General features: G+C 47.6%; 6 protein-coding genes, 3 tRNA genes and 6 rRNA genes. All 15 read right to left on the reverse strand.

All coding sequences use genetic code 11. The annotated features are described in order from the left end of the window. Positions 1-418 precede the first annotated feature (418 nt). The 15 genes from AC3CKG_RS15905 to trxA all read right to left on the reverse strand — a co-directional run bounded on the left by AC3CKG_RS15905 (position 419) and on the right by trxA (position 17555). A tRNA-Asp gene (locus AC3CKG_RS15905) sits at positions 419-495 on the reverse strand. Between the two features lie 67 nt (positions 496-562). Beyond that, positions 563-678: ribosomal RNA gene (gene rrf / locus AC3CKG_RS15910) — 5S ribosomal RNA — on the reverse strand. Positions 679-769: 91 nt separating this feature from the next. After that, positions 770-3663, reverse strand: a 23S ribosomal RNA gene (locus AC3CKG_RS15915). Positions 3664-3961: 298 nt separating this feature from the next. Beyond that, positions 3962-4037, reverse strand: a tRNA-Ala gene (locus tag AC3CKG_RS15920). Between the two features lie 21 nt (positions 4038-4058). After that, positions 4059-4135 (reverse strand) — tRNA-Ile (locus tag AC3CKG_RS15925). A 66-nt stretch (positions 4136-4201) separates the two neighbouring features. Beyond that, positions 4202-5756, reverse strand: a 16S ribosomal RNA gene (locus AC3CKG_RS15930). Between the two features lie 390 nt (positions 5757-6146). Next, positions 6147-6262: ribosomal RNA gene (gene rrf, locus AC3CKG_RS15935) — 5S ribosomal RNA — on the reverse strand. Between the two features lie 91 nt (positions 6263-6353). Further along, positions 6354-9247 (reverse strand): 23S ribosomal RNA (locus AC3CKG_RS15940). A gap of 354 nt (positions 9248-9601) precedes the next feature. Beyond that, positions 9602-11156 (reverse strand): 16S ribosomal RNA (locus tag AC3CKG_RS15945). Together the 16S, 23S and 5S rRNA genes with 3 tRNA genes alongside form the textbook arrangement of a ribosomal RNA operon. 566 nt (positions 11157-11722) lie before the next feature. Next, the gene (fre, locus tag AC3CKG_RS15950; RefSeq protein WP_009848201.1) at positions 11723-12436 is read right to left on the reverse strand and encodes an NAD(P)H-flavin reductase; all 714 of its coding nucleotides are present in this window, start codon (positions 12434-12436) and stop codon (positions 11723-11725) included. Between the two features lie 20 nt (positions 12437-12456). Further along, positions 12457-12726 (reverse strand): 2Fe-2S iron-sulfur cluster-binding protein, encoded by a 270-nt coding sequence (locus AC3CKG_RS15955; protein ID WP_102515997.1) that lies wholly within the window; start codon positions 12724-12726, stop codon positions 12457-12459. Then, positions 12723-14564, reverse strand: coding sequence for a 4-hydroxy-3-polyprenylbenzoate decarboxylase (ubiD, locus tag AC3CKG_RS15960; protein ID WP_488528569.1), 1842 nt, complete (start codon positions 14562-14564; stop codon positions 12723-12725). The genes AC3CKG_RS15955 and ubiD overlap by 4 nt, the downstream gene beginning before the upstream one ends. A 98-nt stretch (positions 14565-14662) precedes the next feature. Further along, positions 14663-15658 carry a hypothetical protein gene (locus AC3CKG_RS15965; protein WP_076668516.1) on the reverse strand — a complete coding sequence of 332 codons (996 nt, stop codon included), beginning with the start codon at positions 15656-15658 and terminating at the stop codon, positions 14663-14665. Positions 15659-15768: 110 nt separating this feature from the next. After that, positions 15769-17028 carry a transcription termination factor Rho gene (rho, locus tag AC3CKG_RS15970; protein WP_488529252.1) on the reverse strand — a complete coding sequence of 420 codons (1260 nt, stop codon included), beginning with the start codon at positions 17026-17028 and terminating at the stop codon, positions 15769-15771. Between the two features lie 200 nt (positions 17029-17228). Beyond that, positions 17229-17555 (reverse strand): thioredoxin TrxA, encoded by a 327-nt coding sequence (trxA, locus tag AC3CKG_RS15975; protein WP_010440700.1) that lies wholly within the window; start codon positions 17553-17555, stop codon positions 17229-17231. Positions 17556-17564: the final 9 nt, after the last annotated feature.

Genomic DNA, 17564 nt, shown 5'->3' on the forward strand with positions numbered 1-17564 from the left:
GCCGAACCAGCAAAACCTTGTGAATAAAGACGAGACATCTTTATCAACCAGTTCAAATTAGTAGGAAGTAAACCTCACTAAGACATTCTCTAAAGGTTAATCATTGAATCGATAGCCACAAATATCAACTAACGTAATCAAGCGCTTCTAGAAAGAGCAGGACTTTTATAATAAGTGTTGGAATATCAGAGTTCGTGAGCAACGAAAAACGCTTCAACAAAAGTCGGAGACGAATAATAAACTCAGATGCCGGAAACGACGAAAGCCTAGTCGTCAGACTAGGCTTTCTAATATGTGCCGATATAGCGTGAAGTGCAGGGGCGAGATAGCTTTACAGCACTCATACAACCTAGCAGAAAAACACTTTTCTCCAAATGTAAAAAAGCCCTGCTATTTCTAGCAGGGCTTCTCTAATAAGTGGCGGAGTGGACGGGACTCGAACCCGCGACCCCCGGCGTGACAGGCCGGTATTCTAACCAACTGAACTACCACTCCGCAGTGGTCAACTCACTAAGTGAGCGTCCATATCTCCAGGTCGGTCAACCTAAAGATTTAATTTAAAGCCTGGCGATGTCCTACTCTCACATGGGGAAGCCCCACACTACCATCGGCGCTATTGTGTTTCACTTCTGAGTTCGGCATGGAATCAGGTGGGTCCACAATGCTATGGTCGCCAAGCAAATTTTAAAATTCGGAAAACTGATTTAAAAGTCTCTTTCAAACTCATTCAAGGTCTGTCTTTGAGTCCACAAAACCCCTTGGGTGTTGTATGGTTAAGCCTCACGGGCAATTAGTACAGGTTAGCTCAATGCCTCGCAGCACTTACACACCCTGCCTATCAACGTCGTAGTCTACGACAACCCTTTAGGACGCTTATAGCGCCAGGGAAAACTCATCTCAAGGCTCGCTTCCCGCTTAGATGCTTTCAGCGGTTATCGATTCCGAACTTAGCTACCGGGCAATGCCATTGGCATGACAACCCGAACACCAGAGGTTCGTCCACTCCGGTCCTCTCGTACTAGGAGCAGCCCCTTTCAATTTTCCAACGCCCACGGCAGATAGGGACCGAACTGTCTCACGACGTTCTAAACCCAGCTCGCGTACCACTTTAAATGGCGAACAGCCATACCCTTGGGACCGACTTCAGCCCCAGGATGTGATGAGCCGACATCGAGGTGCCAAACACCGCCGTCGATATGAACTCTTGGGCGGTATCAGCCTGTTATCCCCGGAGTACCTTTTATCCGTTGAGCGATGGCCCTTCCATTCAGAACCACCGGATCACTATGACCTGCTTTCGCACCTGCTCGAATTGTCATTCTCGCAGTCAAGCGGGCTTATGCCATTGCACTAACCACACGATGTCCAACCGTGTTTAGCCCACCTTCGTGCTCCTCCGTTACTCTTTGGGAGGAGACCGCCCCAGTCAAACTACCCACCAGGCACTGTCCGTAATCCCGATTCAGGGACCGACGTTAGAACATCAAAACTACAAGGGTGGTATTTCAAGGACGACTCCACCACATCTAGCGACGCGGTTTCAAAGTCTCCCACCTATCCTACACATGTAGGTTCAATGTTCAGTGCCAAGCTGTAGTAAAGGTTCACGGGGTCTTTCCGTCTAGCCGCGGGTACACTGCATCTTCACAGCGATTTCAATTTCACTGAGTCTCGGGTGGAGACAGCGTGGCCATCATTACGCCATTCGTGCAGGTCGGAACTTACCCGACAAGGAATTTCGCTACCTTAGGACCGTTATAGTTACGGCCGCCGTTTACCGGGGCTTCGATCAAGAGCTTCGACCGAAGTCTAACCCCATCAATTAACCTTCCGGCACCGGGCAGGCGTCACACCGTATACGTCATCTTACGATTTTGCACAGTGCTGTGTTTTTAATAAACAGTTGCAGCCACCTGGTATCTGCGACTCTCGTCTGCTCCATCCGCAAGGGACTTCACTGATAAGAGCGTACCTTCTCCCGAAGTTACGGTACCATTTTGCCTAGTTCCTTCACCCGAGTTCTCTCAAGCGCCTTGGTATTCTCTACCCGACCACCTGTGTCGGTTTGGGGTACGATTCCTTACAATCTGAAGCTTAGAGGCTTTTCCTGGAAGCATGGCATCAATGACTTCACTACCGTAGTAGCTCGACATCGTATCTCAGCGTTAATGAAAGTCCGGATTTACCTAAACTTTCCGCCTACGTACTTGAACCTGGACAACCGTCGCCAGGCCCACCTAGCCTTCTCCGTCCCCCCATCGCAATTGTAAGAAGTACGGGAATATTAACCCGTTTCCCATCGACTACGCCTTTCGGCCTCGCCTTAGGAGTCGACTTACCCTGCCCCGATTAACGTTGGACAGGAACCCTTGGTCTTCCGGCGAGGGAGTTTTTCACTCCCTTTATCGTTACTCATGTCAGCATTCGCACTTCTGATACCTCCAGCAGCCCTTACAGACCACCTTCAACGGCTTACAGAACGCTCCCCTACCCCACATACCCTAAGGTACGTAGCCGCAGCTTCGGTGTATAGCTTAGCCCCGTTACATCTTCCGCGCAGGCCGACTCGACCAGTGAGCTATTACGCTTTCTTTAAATGATGGCTGCTTCTAAGCCAACATCCTGGCTGTCTGAGCCTTCCCACATCGTTTCCCACTTAGCTATACTTTGGGACCTTAGCTGGCGGTCTGGGTTGTTTCCCTCTCCACGACGGACGTTAGCACCCGCCGTGTGTCTCCCGGATAGTACTTACTGGTATTCGGAGTTTGCAAAGGGTTGGTAAGTCGGGATGACCCCCTAGCCTTAACAGTGCTCTACCCCCAGTAGTATTCGTCCGAGGCGCTACCTAAATAGCTTTCGGGGAGAACCAGCTATCTCCAGGTTTGATTGGCCTTTCACCCCTAGCCACAAGTCATCCGCTAATTTTTCAACATTAGTCGGTTCGGTCCTCCAGTTGATGTTACTCAACCTTCAACCTGCCCATGGCTAGATCACCTGGTTTCGGGTCTAATCCTAGCAACTGTACGCCCAGTTAAGACTCGGTTTCCCTACGGCTCCCCTAAACGGTTAACCTTGCTACTAAAATTAAGTCGCTGACCCATTATACAAAAGGTACGCAGTCACACCACGAAGGTGCTCCTACTGCTTGTACGTACACGGTTTCAGGTTCTATTTCACTCCCCTCACAGGGGTTCTTTTCGCCTTTCCCTCACGGTACTGGTTCACTATCGGTCAGTCAGTAGTATTTAGCCTTGGAGGATGGTCCCCCCATATTCAGACAGGATATCACGTGTCCCGCCCTACTCGATTTCACTGATTATGATGTGTCGGTTACGGGGCTATCACCCTTTATTGCGAGACTTTCCAGACTCTTCACCTGCATCATTAAAAGCTTAAGGGCTAATCCAATTTCGCTCGCCGCTACTTTCGGAATCTCGGTTGATTTCTCTTCCTCGGGGTACTTAGATGTTTCAGTTCCCCCGGTTTGCCTCCTGTTGCTATGTATTCACAACAGGATACGTGCTTATGCACGTGGGTTTCCCCATTCAGAAATCCCAGACTCAAAAGGTTATTACTACCTAATCTGGGCTTATCGCAAGTTATTACGTCTTTCATCGCCTCTGACTGCCAAGGCATCCACCGTGTACGCTTAGTCACTTAACCATACAACCCGAAAGGGTCTTAGTGTATGGCAACTAACCAAGGTTTTTGGTTGTCATCAAGAAGGGTTAATTCTTGATAACTGTTTGCCGGACTCAATTGTGAATCAAACTAACGTTTGATTCGAATACAAGACACTTGAATGTGTTTGTTGTGTTTATCAATAAAGATAAACATTGAGAACTTTTAAATTTGATTGAATTACTCGTAAGTAATCAATCAGTCAGCTTTCCAAATTGTTAAAGAGCTTGATTTCTTTCGAAACCATTTTTAAAGATTCTTAAGGAAAAACCCTTAAAGATGGTGGAGCTATGCGGGATCGAACCGCAGACCTCCTGCGTGCAAGGCAGGCGCTCTCCCAGCTGAGCTATAGCCCCATCTAGGTATCTAGTCGATATTGGTGGGTCTGAGTGGACTCGAACCACCGACCTCCCGCTTATCAGGCGAGCGCTCTAACCAGCTGAGCTACAGACCCAATATCGTCTCTTTTACTTTCTAAACCTAATCAATCTGTGTGGACACTCATCGTGGTATCTTCGTATAAGGAGGTGATCCAGCCCCAGGTTCCCCTAGGGCTACCTTGTTACGACTTCACCCCAGTCATGAACCACAAAGTGGTGAGCGTCCTCCCCGAAAGGTTAAACTACCCACTTCTTTTGCAGCCCACTCCCATGGTGTGACGGGCGGTGTGTACAAGGCCCGGGAACGTATTCACCGTGACATTCTGATTCACGATTACTAGCGATTCCGACTTCATGGAGTCGAGTTGCAGACTCCAATCCGGACTACGACGCACTTTTTGGGATTCGCTCACTATCGCTAGCTTGCTGCCCTCTGTATGCGCCATTGTAGCACGTGTGTAGCCCTACTCGTAAGGGCCATGATGACTTGACGTCGTCCCCACCTTCCTCCGGTTTATCACCGGCAGTCTCCCTGGAGTTCCCGACATTACTCGCTGGCAAACAAGGATAAGGGTTGCGCTCGTTGCGGGACTTAACCCAACATTTCACAACACGAGCTGACGACAGCCATGCAGCACCTGTCTCAGAGCTCCCGAAGGCACACCTGCGTCTCCGCTGGCTTCTCTGGATGTCAAGAGTAGGTAAGGTTCTTCGCGTTGCATCGAATTAAACCACATGCTCCACCGCTTGTGCGGGCCCCCGTCAATTCATTTGAGTTTTAATCTTGCGACCGTACTCCCCAGGCGGTCTACTTAACGCGTTAGCTCCGAAAGCCACGGCTCAAGGCCACAACCTCCAAGTAGACATCGTTTACGGCGTGGACTACCAGGGTATCTAATCCTGTTTGCTCCCCACGCTTTCGCATCTGAGTGTCAGTGTCTGTCCAGGGGGCCGCCTTCGCCACTGGTATTCCTTCAGATCTCTACGCATTTCACCGCTACACCTGAAATTCTACCCCCCTCTACAGCACTCTAGTTCACCAGTTTCAAATGCAGTTCCGAGGTTGAGCCCCGGGCTTTCACATCTGACTTAATGAACCACCTGCATGCGCTTTACGCCCAGTAATTCCGATTAACGCTCGCACCCTCCGTATTACCGCGGCTGCTGGCACGGAGTTAGCCGGTGCTTCTTCTGTTGCTAACGTCAAGATGTGCAGCTATTAACTACACACCCTTCCTCACAACTGAAAGTACTTTACAACCCGAAGGCCTTCTTCATACACGCGGCATGGCTGCATCAGGCTTTCGCCCATTGTGCAATATTCCCCACTGCTGCCTCCCGTAGGAGTCTGGACCGTGTCTCAGTTCCAGTGTGGCTGATCATCCTCTCAGACCAGCTAGGGATCGTCGCCTTGGTGAGCCATTACCTCACCAACTAGCTAATCCCACCTAGGCATATCTTGACGCGAGAGGTCCGAAGATCCCCCTCTTTGGCCCGTAGGCATTATGCGGTATTAGCCATCGTTTCCAATGGTTATCCCCCACATCAAGGCAATTTCCTAGGCATTACTCACCCGTCCGCCGCTCGACGCCCATTAAATCCTCCGAAGAATCAATAATGTCGTTTCCGCTCGACTTGCATGTGTTAGGCCTGCCGCCAGCGTTCAATCTGAGCCATGATCAAACTCTTCAATTTAAGATTTTGTGACTCAACGAATACTGACTTCAAAACTACTATGTAATTTTAAAGCTATTACCATTCCAACAGAATGGTAATGAATTGACTGTGCCGAATAACTACAAGTAGTTAAACGTATTGGTCACTCAGTTCATTGAAATCATTGTGTTACCGAAGTAACTGTCATTACGCCCTTTCGAAAAAGAACCAATAACGTTTTGATATTCATCAACGAGTGCCCACACAGATTGATAGGTTTAAATTGTTAAAGAGCTTTGCTTTCAGTGCCTTAGCACGTAAGCAGGACGCGTATAATACGCCTTCCACTTTGAAAGTCAACATAAAACTCTAAGAAAACTTAGAACTCTATGGTGACTTGTCTAGAAACTAGACAAAGTCGAAATTAAAGCCTGGCGATGTCCTACTCTCACATGGGGAAACCCCACACTACCATCGGCGCTATTGTGTTTCACTTCTGAGTTCGGCATGGAATCAGGTGGGTCCACAATGCTATGGTCGCCAAGCAAATTTTAAAATTCGGAAAACTGATTTAAAAGTCTCTTTCAAACTCATTCAAGGTCTGTCTTTGAGTCCACAAAACCCCTTGGGTGTTGTATGGTTAAGCCTCACGGGCAATTAGTACAGGTTAGCTCAATGCCTCGCAGCACTTACACACCCTGCCTATCAACGTCGTAGTCTACGACAACCCTTTAGGACACTTATAGTGCCAGGGAAAACTCATCTCAAGGCTCGCTTCCCGCTTAGATGCTTTCAGCGGTTATCGATTCCGAACTTAGCTACCGGGCAATGCCATTGGCATGACAACCCGAACACCAGAGGTTCGTCCACTCCGGTCCTCTCGTACTAGGAGCAGCCCCTTTCAATTTTCCAACGCCCACGGCAGATAGGGACCGAACTGTCTCACGACGTTCTAAACCCAGCTCGCGTACCACTTTAAATGGCGAACAGCCATACCCTTGGGACCGACTTCAGCCCCAGGATGTGATGAGCCGACATCGAGGTGCCAAACACCGCCGTCGATATGAACTCTTGGGCGGTATCAGCCTGTTATCCCCGGAGTACCTTTTATCCGTTGAGCGATGGCCCTTCCATTCAGAACCACCGGATCACTATGACCTGCTTTCGCACCTGCTCGAATTGTCATTCTCGCAGTCAAGCGGGCTTATGCCATTGCACTAACCACACGATGTCCAACCGTGTTTAGCCCACCTTCGTGCTCCTCCGTTACTCTTTGGGAGGAGACCGCCCCAGTCAAACTACCCACCAGGCACTGTCCGTAATCCCGATTCAGGGACCGACGTTAGAACATCAAAACTACAAGGGTGGTATTTCAAGGACGACTCCACCACATCTAGCGACGCGGTTTCAAAGTCTCCCACCTATCCTACACATGTAGGTTCAATGTTCAGTGCCAAGCTGTAGTAAAGGTTCACGGGGTCTTTCCGTCTAGCCGCGGGTACACTGCATCTTCACAGCGATTTCAATTTCACTGAGTCTCGGGTGGAGACAGCGTGGCCATCATTACGCCATTCGTGCAGGTCGGAACTTACCCGACAAGGAATTTCGCTACCTTAGGACCGTTATAGTTACGGCCGCCGTTTACCGGGGCTTCGATCAAGAGCTTCGACCGAAGTCTAACCCCATCAATTAACCTTCCGGCACCGGGCAGGCGTCACACCGTATACGTCATCTTACGATTTTGCACAGTGCTGTGTTTTTAATAAACAGTTGCAGCCACCTGGTATCTGCGACTCTCGTCTGCTCCATCCGCAAGGGACTTCACTGATAAGAGCGTACCTTCTCCCGAAGTTACGGTACCATTTTGCCTAGTTCCTTCACCCGAGTTCTCTCAAGCGCCTTGGTATTCTCTACCCGACCACCTGTGTCGGTTTGGGGTACGATTCCTTACAATCTGAAGCTTAGAGGCTTTTCCTGGAAGCATGGCATCAATGACTTCACTACCGTAGTAGCTCGACATCGTATCTCAGCGTTAATGAAAGTCCGGATTTACCTAAACTTTCCGCCTACGTACTTGAACCTGGACAACCGTCGCCAGGCCCACCTAGCCTTCTCCGTCCCCCCATCGCAATTGTAAGAAGTACGGGAATATTAACCCGTTTCCCATCGACTACGCCTTTCGGCCTCGCCTTAGGAGTCGACTTACCCTGCCCCGATTAACGTTGGACAGGAACCCTTGGTCTTCCGGCGAGGGAGTTTTTCACTCCCTTTATCGTTACTCATGTCAGCATTCGCACTTCTGATACCTCCAGCAGCCCTTACAGACCACCTTCAACGGCTTACAGAACGCTCCCCTACCCCACATACCCTAAGGTACGTAGCCGCAGCTTCGGTGTATAGCTTAGCCCCGTTACATCTTCCGCGCAGGCCGACTCGACCAGTGAGCTATTACGCTTTCTTTAAATGATGGCTGCTTCTAAGCCAACATCCTGGCTGTCTGAGCCTTCCCACATCGTTTCCCACTTAGCTATACTTTGGGACCTTAGCTGGCGGTCTGGGTTGTTTCCCTCTCCACGACGGACGTTAGCACCCGCCGTGTGTCTCCCGGATAGTACTTACTGGTATTCGGAGTTTGCAAAGGGTTGGTAAGTCGGGATGACCCCCTAGCCTTAACAGTGCTCTACCCCCAGTAGTATTCGTCCGAGGCGCTACCTAAATAGCTTTCGGGGAGAACCAGCTATCTCCAGGTTTGATTGGCCTTTCACCCCTAGCCACAAGTCATCCGCTAATTTTTCAACATTAGTCGGTTCGGTCCTCCAGTTGATGTTACTCAACCTTCAACCTGCCCATGGCTAGATCACCTGGTTTCGGGTCTAATCCTAGCAACTGTACGCCCAGTTAAGACTCGGTTTCCCTACGGCTCCCCTAAACGGTTAACCTTGCTACTAAAATTAAGTCGCTGACCCATTATACAAAAGGTACGCAGTCACACCACGAAGGTGCTCCTACTGCTTGTACGTACACGGTTTCAGGTTCTATTTCACTCCCCTCACAGGGGTTCTTTTCGCCTTTCCCTCACGGTACTGGTTCACTATCGGTCAGTCAGTAGTATTTAGCCTTGGAGGATGGTCCCCCCATATTCAGACAGGATATCACGTGTCCCGCCCTACTCGATTTCACTGATTATGATGTGTCGGTTACGGGGCTATCACCCTTTATTGCGAGACTTTCCAGACTCTTCACCTGCATCATTAAAAGCTTAAGGGCTAATCCAATTTCGCTCGCCGCTACTTTCGGAATCTCGGTTGATTTCTCTTCCTCGGGGTACTTAGATGTTTCAGTTCCCCCGGTTTGCCTCCTGTTGCTATGTATTCACAACAGGATACGTGCTTATGCACGTGGGTTTCCCCATTCAGAAATCCCAGACTCAAAAGGTTATTACTACCTAATCTGGGCTTATCGCAAGTTATTACGTCTTTCATCGCCTCTGACTGCCAAGGCATCCACCGTGTACGCTTAGTCACTTAACCATACAACCCGAAAGGGTCTTAGCGTATGGCAACTAACCAAGGTTTTTGGTTGTCATCAAGAAGGGTTAATTCTTGATAACTGTTTGCCGGACTCAATTGTGAATCAAACTAACGTTTGATTCGAATACAAGACACTTGAATGTGTTTGTTGTGTTTATCAATAAAGATAAACATTGAGAACTTTTAAATTTGATTGAATTACTCGTAAGTAAATCAATCAGTCAGCTTTCCAAATTGTTAAAGAGCATAAAGCAAAAAGCTTTAATCAATAACTTACGTTATTAATTAAAGCTCTGGCTTTAACTAAATCTAAACCATCAATCTGTGTGGACACTCATCGTAAGTATCTTCGTATAAGGAGGTGATCCAGCCCCAGGTTCCCCTAGGGCTACCTTGTTACGACTTCACCCCAGTCATGAACCACAAAGTGGTGAGCGTCCTCCCCGAAAGGTTAAACTACCCACTTCTTTTGCAGCCCACTCCCATGGTGTGACGGGCGGTGTGTACAAGGCCCGGGAACGTATTCACCGTGACATTCTGATTCACGATTACTAGCGATTCCGACTTCATGGAGTCGAGTTGCAGACTCCAATCCGGACTACGACGCACTTTTTGGGATTCGCTCACTATCGCTAGCTTGCTGCCCTCTGTATGCGCCATTGTAGCACGTGTGTAGCCCTACTCGTAAGGGCCATGATGACTTGACGTCGTCCCCACCTTCCTCCGGTTTATCACCGGCAGTCTCCCTGGAGTTCCCGACATTACTCGCTGGCAAACAAGGATAAGGGTTGCGCTCGTTGCGGGACTTAACCCAACATTTCACAACACGAGCTGACGACAGCCATGCAGCACCTGTCTCAGAGCTCCCGAAGGCACACCTGCGTCTCCGCTGGCTTCTCTGGATGTCAAGAGTAGGTAAGGTTCTTCGCGTTGCATCGAATTAAACCACATGCTCCACCGCTTGTGCGGGCCCCCGTCAATTCATTTGAGTTTTAATCTTGCGACCGTACTCCCCAGGCGGTCTACTTAACGCGTTAGCTCCGAAAGCCACGGCTCAAGGCCACAACCTCCAAGTAGACATCGTTTACGGCGTGGACTACCAGGGTATCTAATCCTGTTTGCTCCCCACGCTTTCGCATCTGAGTGTCAGTGTCTGTCCAGGGGGCCGCCTTCGCCACTGGTATTCCTTCAGATCTCTACGCATTTCACCGCTACACCTGAAATTCTACCCCCCTCTACAGCACTCTAGTTCACCAGTTTCAAATGCAGTTCCGAGGTTGAGCCCCGGGCTTTCACATCTGACTTAATGAACCACCTGCATGCGCTTTACGCCCAGTAATTCCGATTAACGCTCGCACCCTCCGTATTACCGCGGCTGCTGGCACGGAGTTAGCCGGTGCTTCTTCTGTTGCTAACGTCAAGATGTGCAGCTATTAACTACACACCCTTCCTCACAACTGAAAGTACTTTACAACCCGAAGGCCTTCTTCATACACGCGGCATGGCTGCATCAGGCTTTCGCCCATTGTGCAATATTCCCCACTGCTGCCTCCCGTAGGAGTCTGGACCGTGTCTCAGTTCCAGTGTGGCTGATCATCCTCTCAGACCAGCTAGGGATCGTCGCCTTGGTGAGCCATTACCTCACCAACTAGCTAATCCCACCTAGGCATATCTTGACGCGAGAGGCCCGAAGGTCCCCCTCTTTGGCCCGTAGGCATTATGCGGTATTAGCCATCGTTTCCAATGGTTATCCCCCACATCAAGGCAATTTCCTAGGCATTACTCACCCGTCCGCCGCTCGACGCCCATTAACGCACCCGAAGGATTGTTAGTGTCGTTTCCGCTCGACTTGCATGTGTTAGGCCTGCCGCCAGCGTTCAATCTGAGCCATGATCAAACTCTTCAATTTAAGATTTTGTGACTCAACGAATACTGACTTCAAAACTAATATTCATTCGAAAATGAACATGTAATTCTAAAGCTATTACCATTCCAACAGAATGGTAATGAATTGACTGTGCCGAATAACTACAAGTAGTTAAACGTATTGGTCACTCAGTTCATTGAAATCATTTTGTTACCGAAGTAACTGTCATTACCTAAGTAATAACGTTTTGATATTCATCAACGAGTGCCCACACAGATTGATAGGTTTAAATTGTTAAAGAGCTTCACTTGTTGAGCGTTCCTTTTAAGTAAGGAGCCTCTCGAAGTGGACGGCCATTCTAGCGAATTAACATTCAGTGTCAAACACTTTTTGAAAATTAATTTTTGTCGCTTTCCGCCTGACTGATTCTTGCTGAAGCCTTGTGGCGTCTGCCGTCTCAGTGGTGTCGCATTATAGGGAACCCTCTCAGCTTAGCAACTACTTTTTCATGAAAAATGAATAAATAGAGCTTAAGTGCCTAATAGTTCACCTAAACGGAAAAAAGAGAGTATTTCTGCTCTCTTTTTGCTCTAAATCTAAAAGAATTCTTAGATAAACGCGTAAGCATCTGCGTACATATGGTCACGCTTTGCTTCTTTATTCTGAGTAAATAAGTCTCTTGCAGCACCTGCCATTTCGAAACGACCCGCAATGTAGATATCAAAATCAGCTAATGATTCGAAACTTTGCGTGATTGCTTCAAGTACATTACCCGTTTGACCGTGCCAAACTTCAGGTGCTTCTTCTACTACTGGTACAAAATGTACATTGCTGTGTTTTGCTGCAATGTCGACAAGCTCTTCTTTCGCATACAGTTGGCACTCATCTTTTGCGCCCCAGTATAGATGAATCTCTTTTTTACTGTTCTGCGCGATGCAGTGATCGAGAATAGAGCGCACGTAGCTAAAGCCAGTACCACCAGCAATTAGTAACAGAGGACGATCGCTTTCTTCTTTAACCCACGCATCACCGTGCGGAGCATCAATAGCTATGTCGCCATCTTCAGCTTGCGCTTTCTTCATTGCCTCAACAACTTCTGAAGCGTAAGCATTGTGCTCAGCTGCACCAATGTGTAACTCAAGCTCACCTTCATGACGACAAGGGCTGCTTGCAATCGAAAATGGACGCTTGTCTTTTTCACCCATTTCAACCATCAAGTATTGGCCCGCTTTAAAAGCGACCGGTGTTTCTGGGTGAAGTAGGATTTGGTAAGTGTTACAAGCCAAAGGCTCGATAGATTTCACTTTACATTTAATAGTCATGTTCTTCCTCTCACTAACCCTTAATCGGCAAAGGTTAGAACTAAATTACTTTCTGCAAATGCTTGGCAAGCAAAAACCCAACCTTGTAGCTGCTCTTTCTCTGTGAGCATGGGTTCAAGGTGGTAACTCACTTGGCCTTCTAATTTTTTGCACATGCACATAGCGCATGCACCAACTTGGCAACGGTTTGGAAAATTGATATTGCTGTTGAGCGCAGCATCCAAAACCGTTTGCCCTTTTTCTACGGTAAAACTGATATTTTCTGGGTATAAGACTACTTGGAAGCTCATGAGATTCCTAGTTGTTCCCAGATGCTATCAATCTTTTTAACGACGTCTGGGTTCTTAGTGATTGGAACGCCCCACTCACGTAGGCATTCACCTTCAAACTTGTTCGTCGCATCTAGACCCATTTTTGAGTGTCCAGTTTGGTTTTTCAGGAAGAACGTATCTCTTGCAGGATCCATTCTTGTAGTCACCGCCCAGATAATGTCATTCCAGTCACTGACGTTAACGTCACTATCACACACGATGACAAACTTGTTCTCATCGAACTGAGACCAAACCGCTTCAATGATTTTCTTACCATTGCCTGCCGCTTGTTTATCGATAGACACAACGACCATGCACGCATTGTCATTCTGTAAGTGAATATCAATAATTTCAGGGAAGGTTTCGGTTAGCTCAGCTAGGCAACCTTCAACATGCTGACTATCTATAGGTAAAGATTTAGCATCAGGTGATAGTGCCAACTCCGCATCCCACTTCTTAGTAATGTCTAAACCCATTTTTGAGCCTAAACCTACCACTGGCGATGCGAAATCTAGTGAATCGATAGGTGTGTTCTCTATCATCAGGCTGTCACGAGACGGATCCATATGTTCACACATAGCAGCAGTCACTTGAGACCAATCACGTGCATTCACATCTTCATCGCACACCAATACAAATTTTGTGTACATGAATTGGCGTAGGAAAGACCATACACCCATCATCACTCGCTTAGCGTGACCTGGGTATTGCTTCTTCATGGTCACGACCGCCATTCGGTACGAACAACCTTCAGGCGGCAAGTAGAAGTCTTCTATTTCTGGGAATTGCTTTTGAAGAATAGGAACAAACACTTCATTTAACGCAACACCTAATACTGCGGGCTCATCAGGTGGACGGCCAGTATAGGTACTGTGATAGATCGGATTCTCGCGCATGGTTACATGAGTAATAGTAAACACATGATGCTTTTCTTTCTCGTTGTAGTAACCAGTATGGTCTCCGTACGGCCCTTCGTCTGCGAACTCATTCGGGTCGATGTAACCTTCCATTACGATTTCAGCACTCGCTGGCACTTCTAGGTCGTTACTGATTGATTTAACGACCTCAGTTTTACTGCCACGCAACAAGCCGGCAAACGCGTATTCCGATAAGGTATCTGGAACAGGCGTAACGGCACCAAGAATCGTGGCAGGATCGGCACCAAACGCTACCGATACAGGGAATGGCTTGCCTGGGTTGGTTTCCATCCAATCACGTAGATCAAGCGCTCCACCACGGTGGGCTAACCAACGCATGATGATTTTATTCTTGCTGATCTTCTGTTGACGATAGATGCCTAAGTTTTGGCGTTTCTTGTTTGGACCACGAGTAACCGTTAAACCCCACGTTAGCAACGGTGCGACATCATCAGCCCAGCAACTCATCACCGGAATTTTATCAAGATCGACGTTATCACCCTGCCATACGATTTGTTGACAGGCCGCCTTACGAAGACGCTTAGCTGGCATGTTTAAGACCTGCTTAAACACAGGCAGCTTATCGATAGCGTCTTTAAAGCCTTTTGGTGGCTCAGGTTCTTTTAAGTAAGCAAGCAGCTTACCTACTTCGCGTAACTCTTTGACCTCTTGACGCCCCATACCAATGGCTACGCGATCAGGCGTACCGAATAGATTGGTCAAAACAGGCATGTCATAGCCTACGGGATTTTCAAATAAAAGAGCCGGGCCACCAGCACGTAGAGTACGGTCGCTAATCTCGGTCATTTCATAGTCTGGGTCGACGGGGTGAGAAATGCGTTTCAACTGACCAATGCTTTCAAGATGGTCGACAAAATCACGTAAATCTTTAAAACTCATAGGGCTTCTACATGCTGATTATTCTGCGCTCAGTATATCAAAAAGGGCGACACTGAGATCCCCCTTTTTAGTAAGGTTATTGAGAGCCAAAATCCACTTTAAGGTAATGCTTGCTCGATCAAAGAACTCTTAACCTGAGGGTTATCATTCACAAGATCTTGCAACCAGCGAGTATGGCCTTGTTTTGCCAGCTCACGAGCAACCAACGATGCTTCATCGGCTATCGCCATCCGAGAGACAAGAAACTGTTTCACCTCTTCTGAGAGCGGGTTCACCTTGGTCAATAACATGATGGCTTCATCTTTCAAGCGCGGGTTCTTAGTCGCAGCCATAACCTGTTCAAGCGCGAACGTTTGTTTGGTTTCAGCAAGGCGCACCAGCTCTGCTTGGCTATGGTAATCGGCCTTCATTCGCCATAGAATTTTGTAGACTTCAGGGTCTTCACTGACCTGTGCCAGTCGAACCACAACTTCCGTTGAGGGCAACCAACTTACGATAGACGAAGTGGTCAGTTGCTTAGTCAAATAATCAACGGCTTCAGGGGACAAGCTATCAAGCTCTCTGATTAACAGCGCTTCTCGCGCTTGAACCTGATGTTCTGGGCCAGATAACCACTCTTTTAAATCGAGCTCTTGCTTCTCAGCATCTAACACAAAGACCAGTGTCTTTTGGTCTTGGCGCCATTGTTTGATTAACCGATTAGCAATCGAAGGGTAATTAAAGGCAGGTACCGTAAACTCATAGCCATCGCCACGCTCCAATACTTGGTAAGTTGGCGTAATAGCAAGTTGCTGTTCAATGAAGATAGACATCTTAGGAGTGAGTACGACTTTTTGCTGTTCGAGCTTTTTCAAGAGTTGGTAACGAGCCACCTCTTGCTGAGGAAATGTCAGACGCTCGAGTGCAAAGCGCAGCGAATTGACTTCGTCACGTACGACAAATTCGAGTAATTCAGCAGTTTTCAGTTTTACTTGATCATTCTCAAGCCAAGACTCTACTGTCGTTGGAGACATCTCAGTGGCATAGCTCATACCGACCGGGGAAAGTAACAGTGAAGTAGACAGGAGTAATGATGACAACAGTCCATGTTGCATTTTAACTTCCTTGTAACACTTTTGGTCATTCTGCAAGCTGTCGCTACAAAATGCAAATAAAAAGCGCCACCCGAAGGCAGCGCTTTTTAATAACTATCAGCTAATCAAGACTACTGACGACGCATTGCGTCAAAGAACTCATCGTTCGTTTTGGTCATTGCTAGCTTATCGATAAGGAATTCCATTGCGTCGATTTCGCCCATTGGGTGAACAATCTTACGCAGGATCCACATCTTCTGTAGTTCATCGCTCTTCGTAAGAAGCTCTTCACGACGAGTACCAGAGCGGTTGAAGTCAATCGCTGGGAATACACGCTTTTCAGCAATCTTACGGTTAAGGTGCAGTTCCATGTTACCTGTACCTTTGAATTCTTCGTAGATAACTTCATCCATCTTAGAACCAGTATCAACCAGTGCTGTTGCGATGATAGTTAAGCTACCGCCTTCTTCTACGTTACGTGCCGCACCGAAGAAACGCTTTGGACGATGTAGAGCATTCGCATCAACACCACCAGTAAGAACTTTACCTGATGAAGGAATTACAGTGTTGTAAGCACGAGCTAGACGAGTGATTGAGTCCAGTAGGATAACCACGTCTTTTTTGTGTTCAACAAGACGCTTCGCCTTCTCGATTACCATTTCTGCAACTTGCACGTGGCGAGATGCTGGCTCATCGAAAGTCGATGCGATTACTTCGCCTTTTACTAGGCGCTGCATTTCTGTTACTTCTTCTGGACGCTCATCGATAAGTAGAACCATTAGTTCACACTCAGGATGGTTGCGAGCAATGCTTTGTGCAATATTTTGCAGAAGCATTGTTTTACCTGCTTTAGGCGGAGCAACAATCAGACCACGCTGACCTTTACCAATTGGTGAAGCAAGGTCAAGAATTCGAGCTGTGATATCTTCAGTCGCGCCGTTACCCGCTTCCATTACCATACGTTCGTTGGCATGAAGAGGAGTCAGGTTTTCAAAAAGGATTTTGTTACGAGCGTTGTCTGGCTTGTCGTAGTTAACCGTATTTACTTTAAGCAGTGCAAAGTAACGTTCGCCATCTTTAGGTGGACGGATTTTACCGCCAATCGAGTCACCTGTGCGAAGGTTAAAACGACGAATCTGGCTTGGTGATACGTAAATATCATCTGGTCCAGCAAGGTACGAGCTGTCGCCGCTACGCAGGAAACCAAAACCGTCTTGAAGAATTTCTAGAACACCATCACCAAAGATGTCTTCACCACTTTTTGCATGCGCTTTAAGGATGGAGAAGATAATGTCTTGTTTTCTTAGACGAGCTTGATTTTCAAGACCTAGGCTTTCGCTAAGTTTAACAAGTTCAGACACAGGTCTGTTCTTCAGTTCAGTAAGATTCATAGTGGTGGAAGTTTGTTTAGTCAAAATAGGATCTGTTTTCTTAAGTTAAGAAGGAGTTGGTCACAGGATCGACCAAGAAGAGAAATTCGTTCAATTAACGTGCGATAAATTAGCACTAAAACTAAGACTAGTCCATAGCTTAGAAAAAACAAAACCGCGCATTTGTTAACTGCGCGGTTTCTTTTCAAAGGCTCACCTAATTAAAGGTTAGCGTCTAGGAACTCTTTAAGTTGAGTTTTAGACAATGCACCAACTTTAGTTGCTGCTACGCCGCCATCTTTGAAAAGAAGTAGCGTTGGAATACCACGAATACCAAACTTTGGTGGAGTTCCAGCATTCTGGTCGATATTTAATTTACCGATAGTGAGCTTGCCTTCGTACTCGTCTGCGATTTCATCAAGAATCGGAGCAATCATTTTACATGGACCACACCATTCTGCCCAAAAATCAACAAGAACCGGGCCTGCAGCGTTGATCACATCGTTATCAAAACCGTCATCAGTTAGCTGCAAAATCTTATCACTCATCTTCCACTC

Source organism: Vibrio sp. QJM3NY_15 (assembly GCF_057785995.1).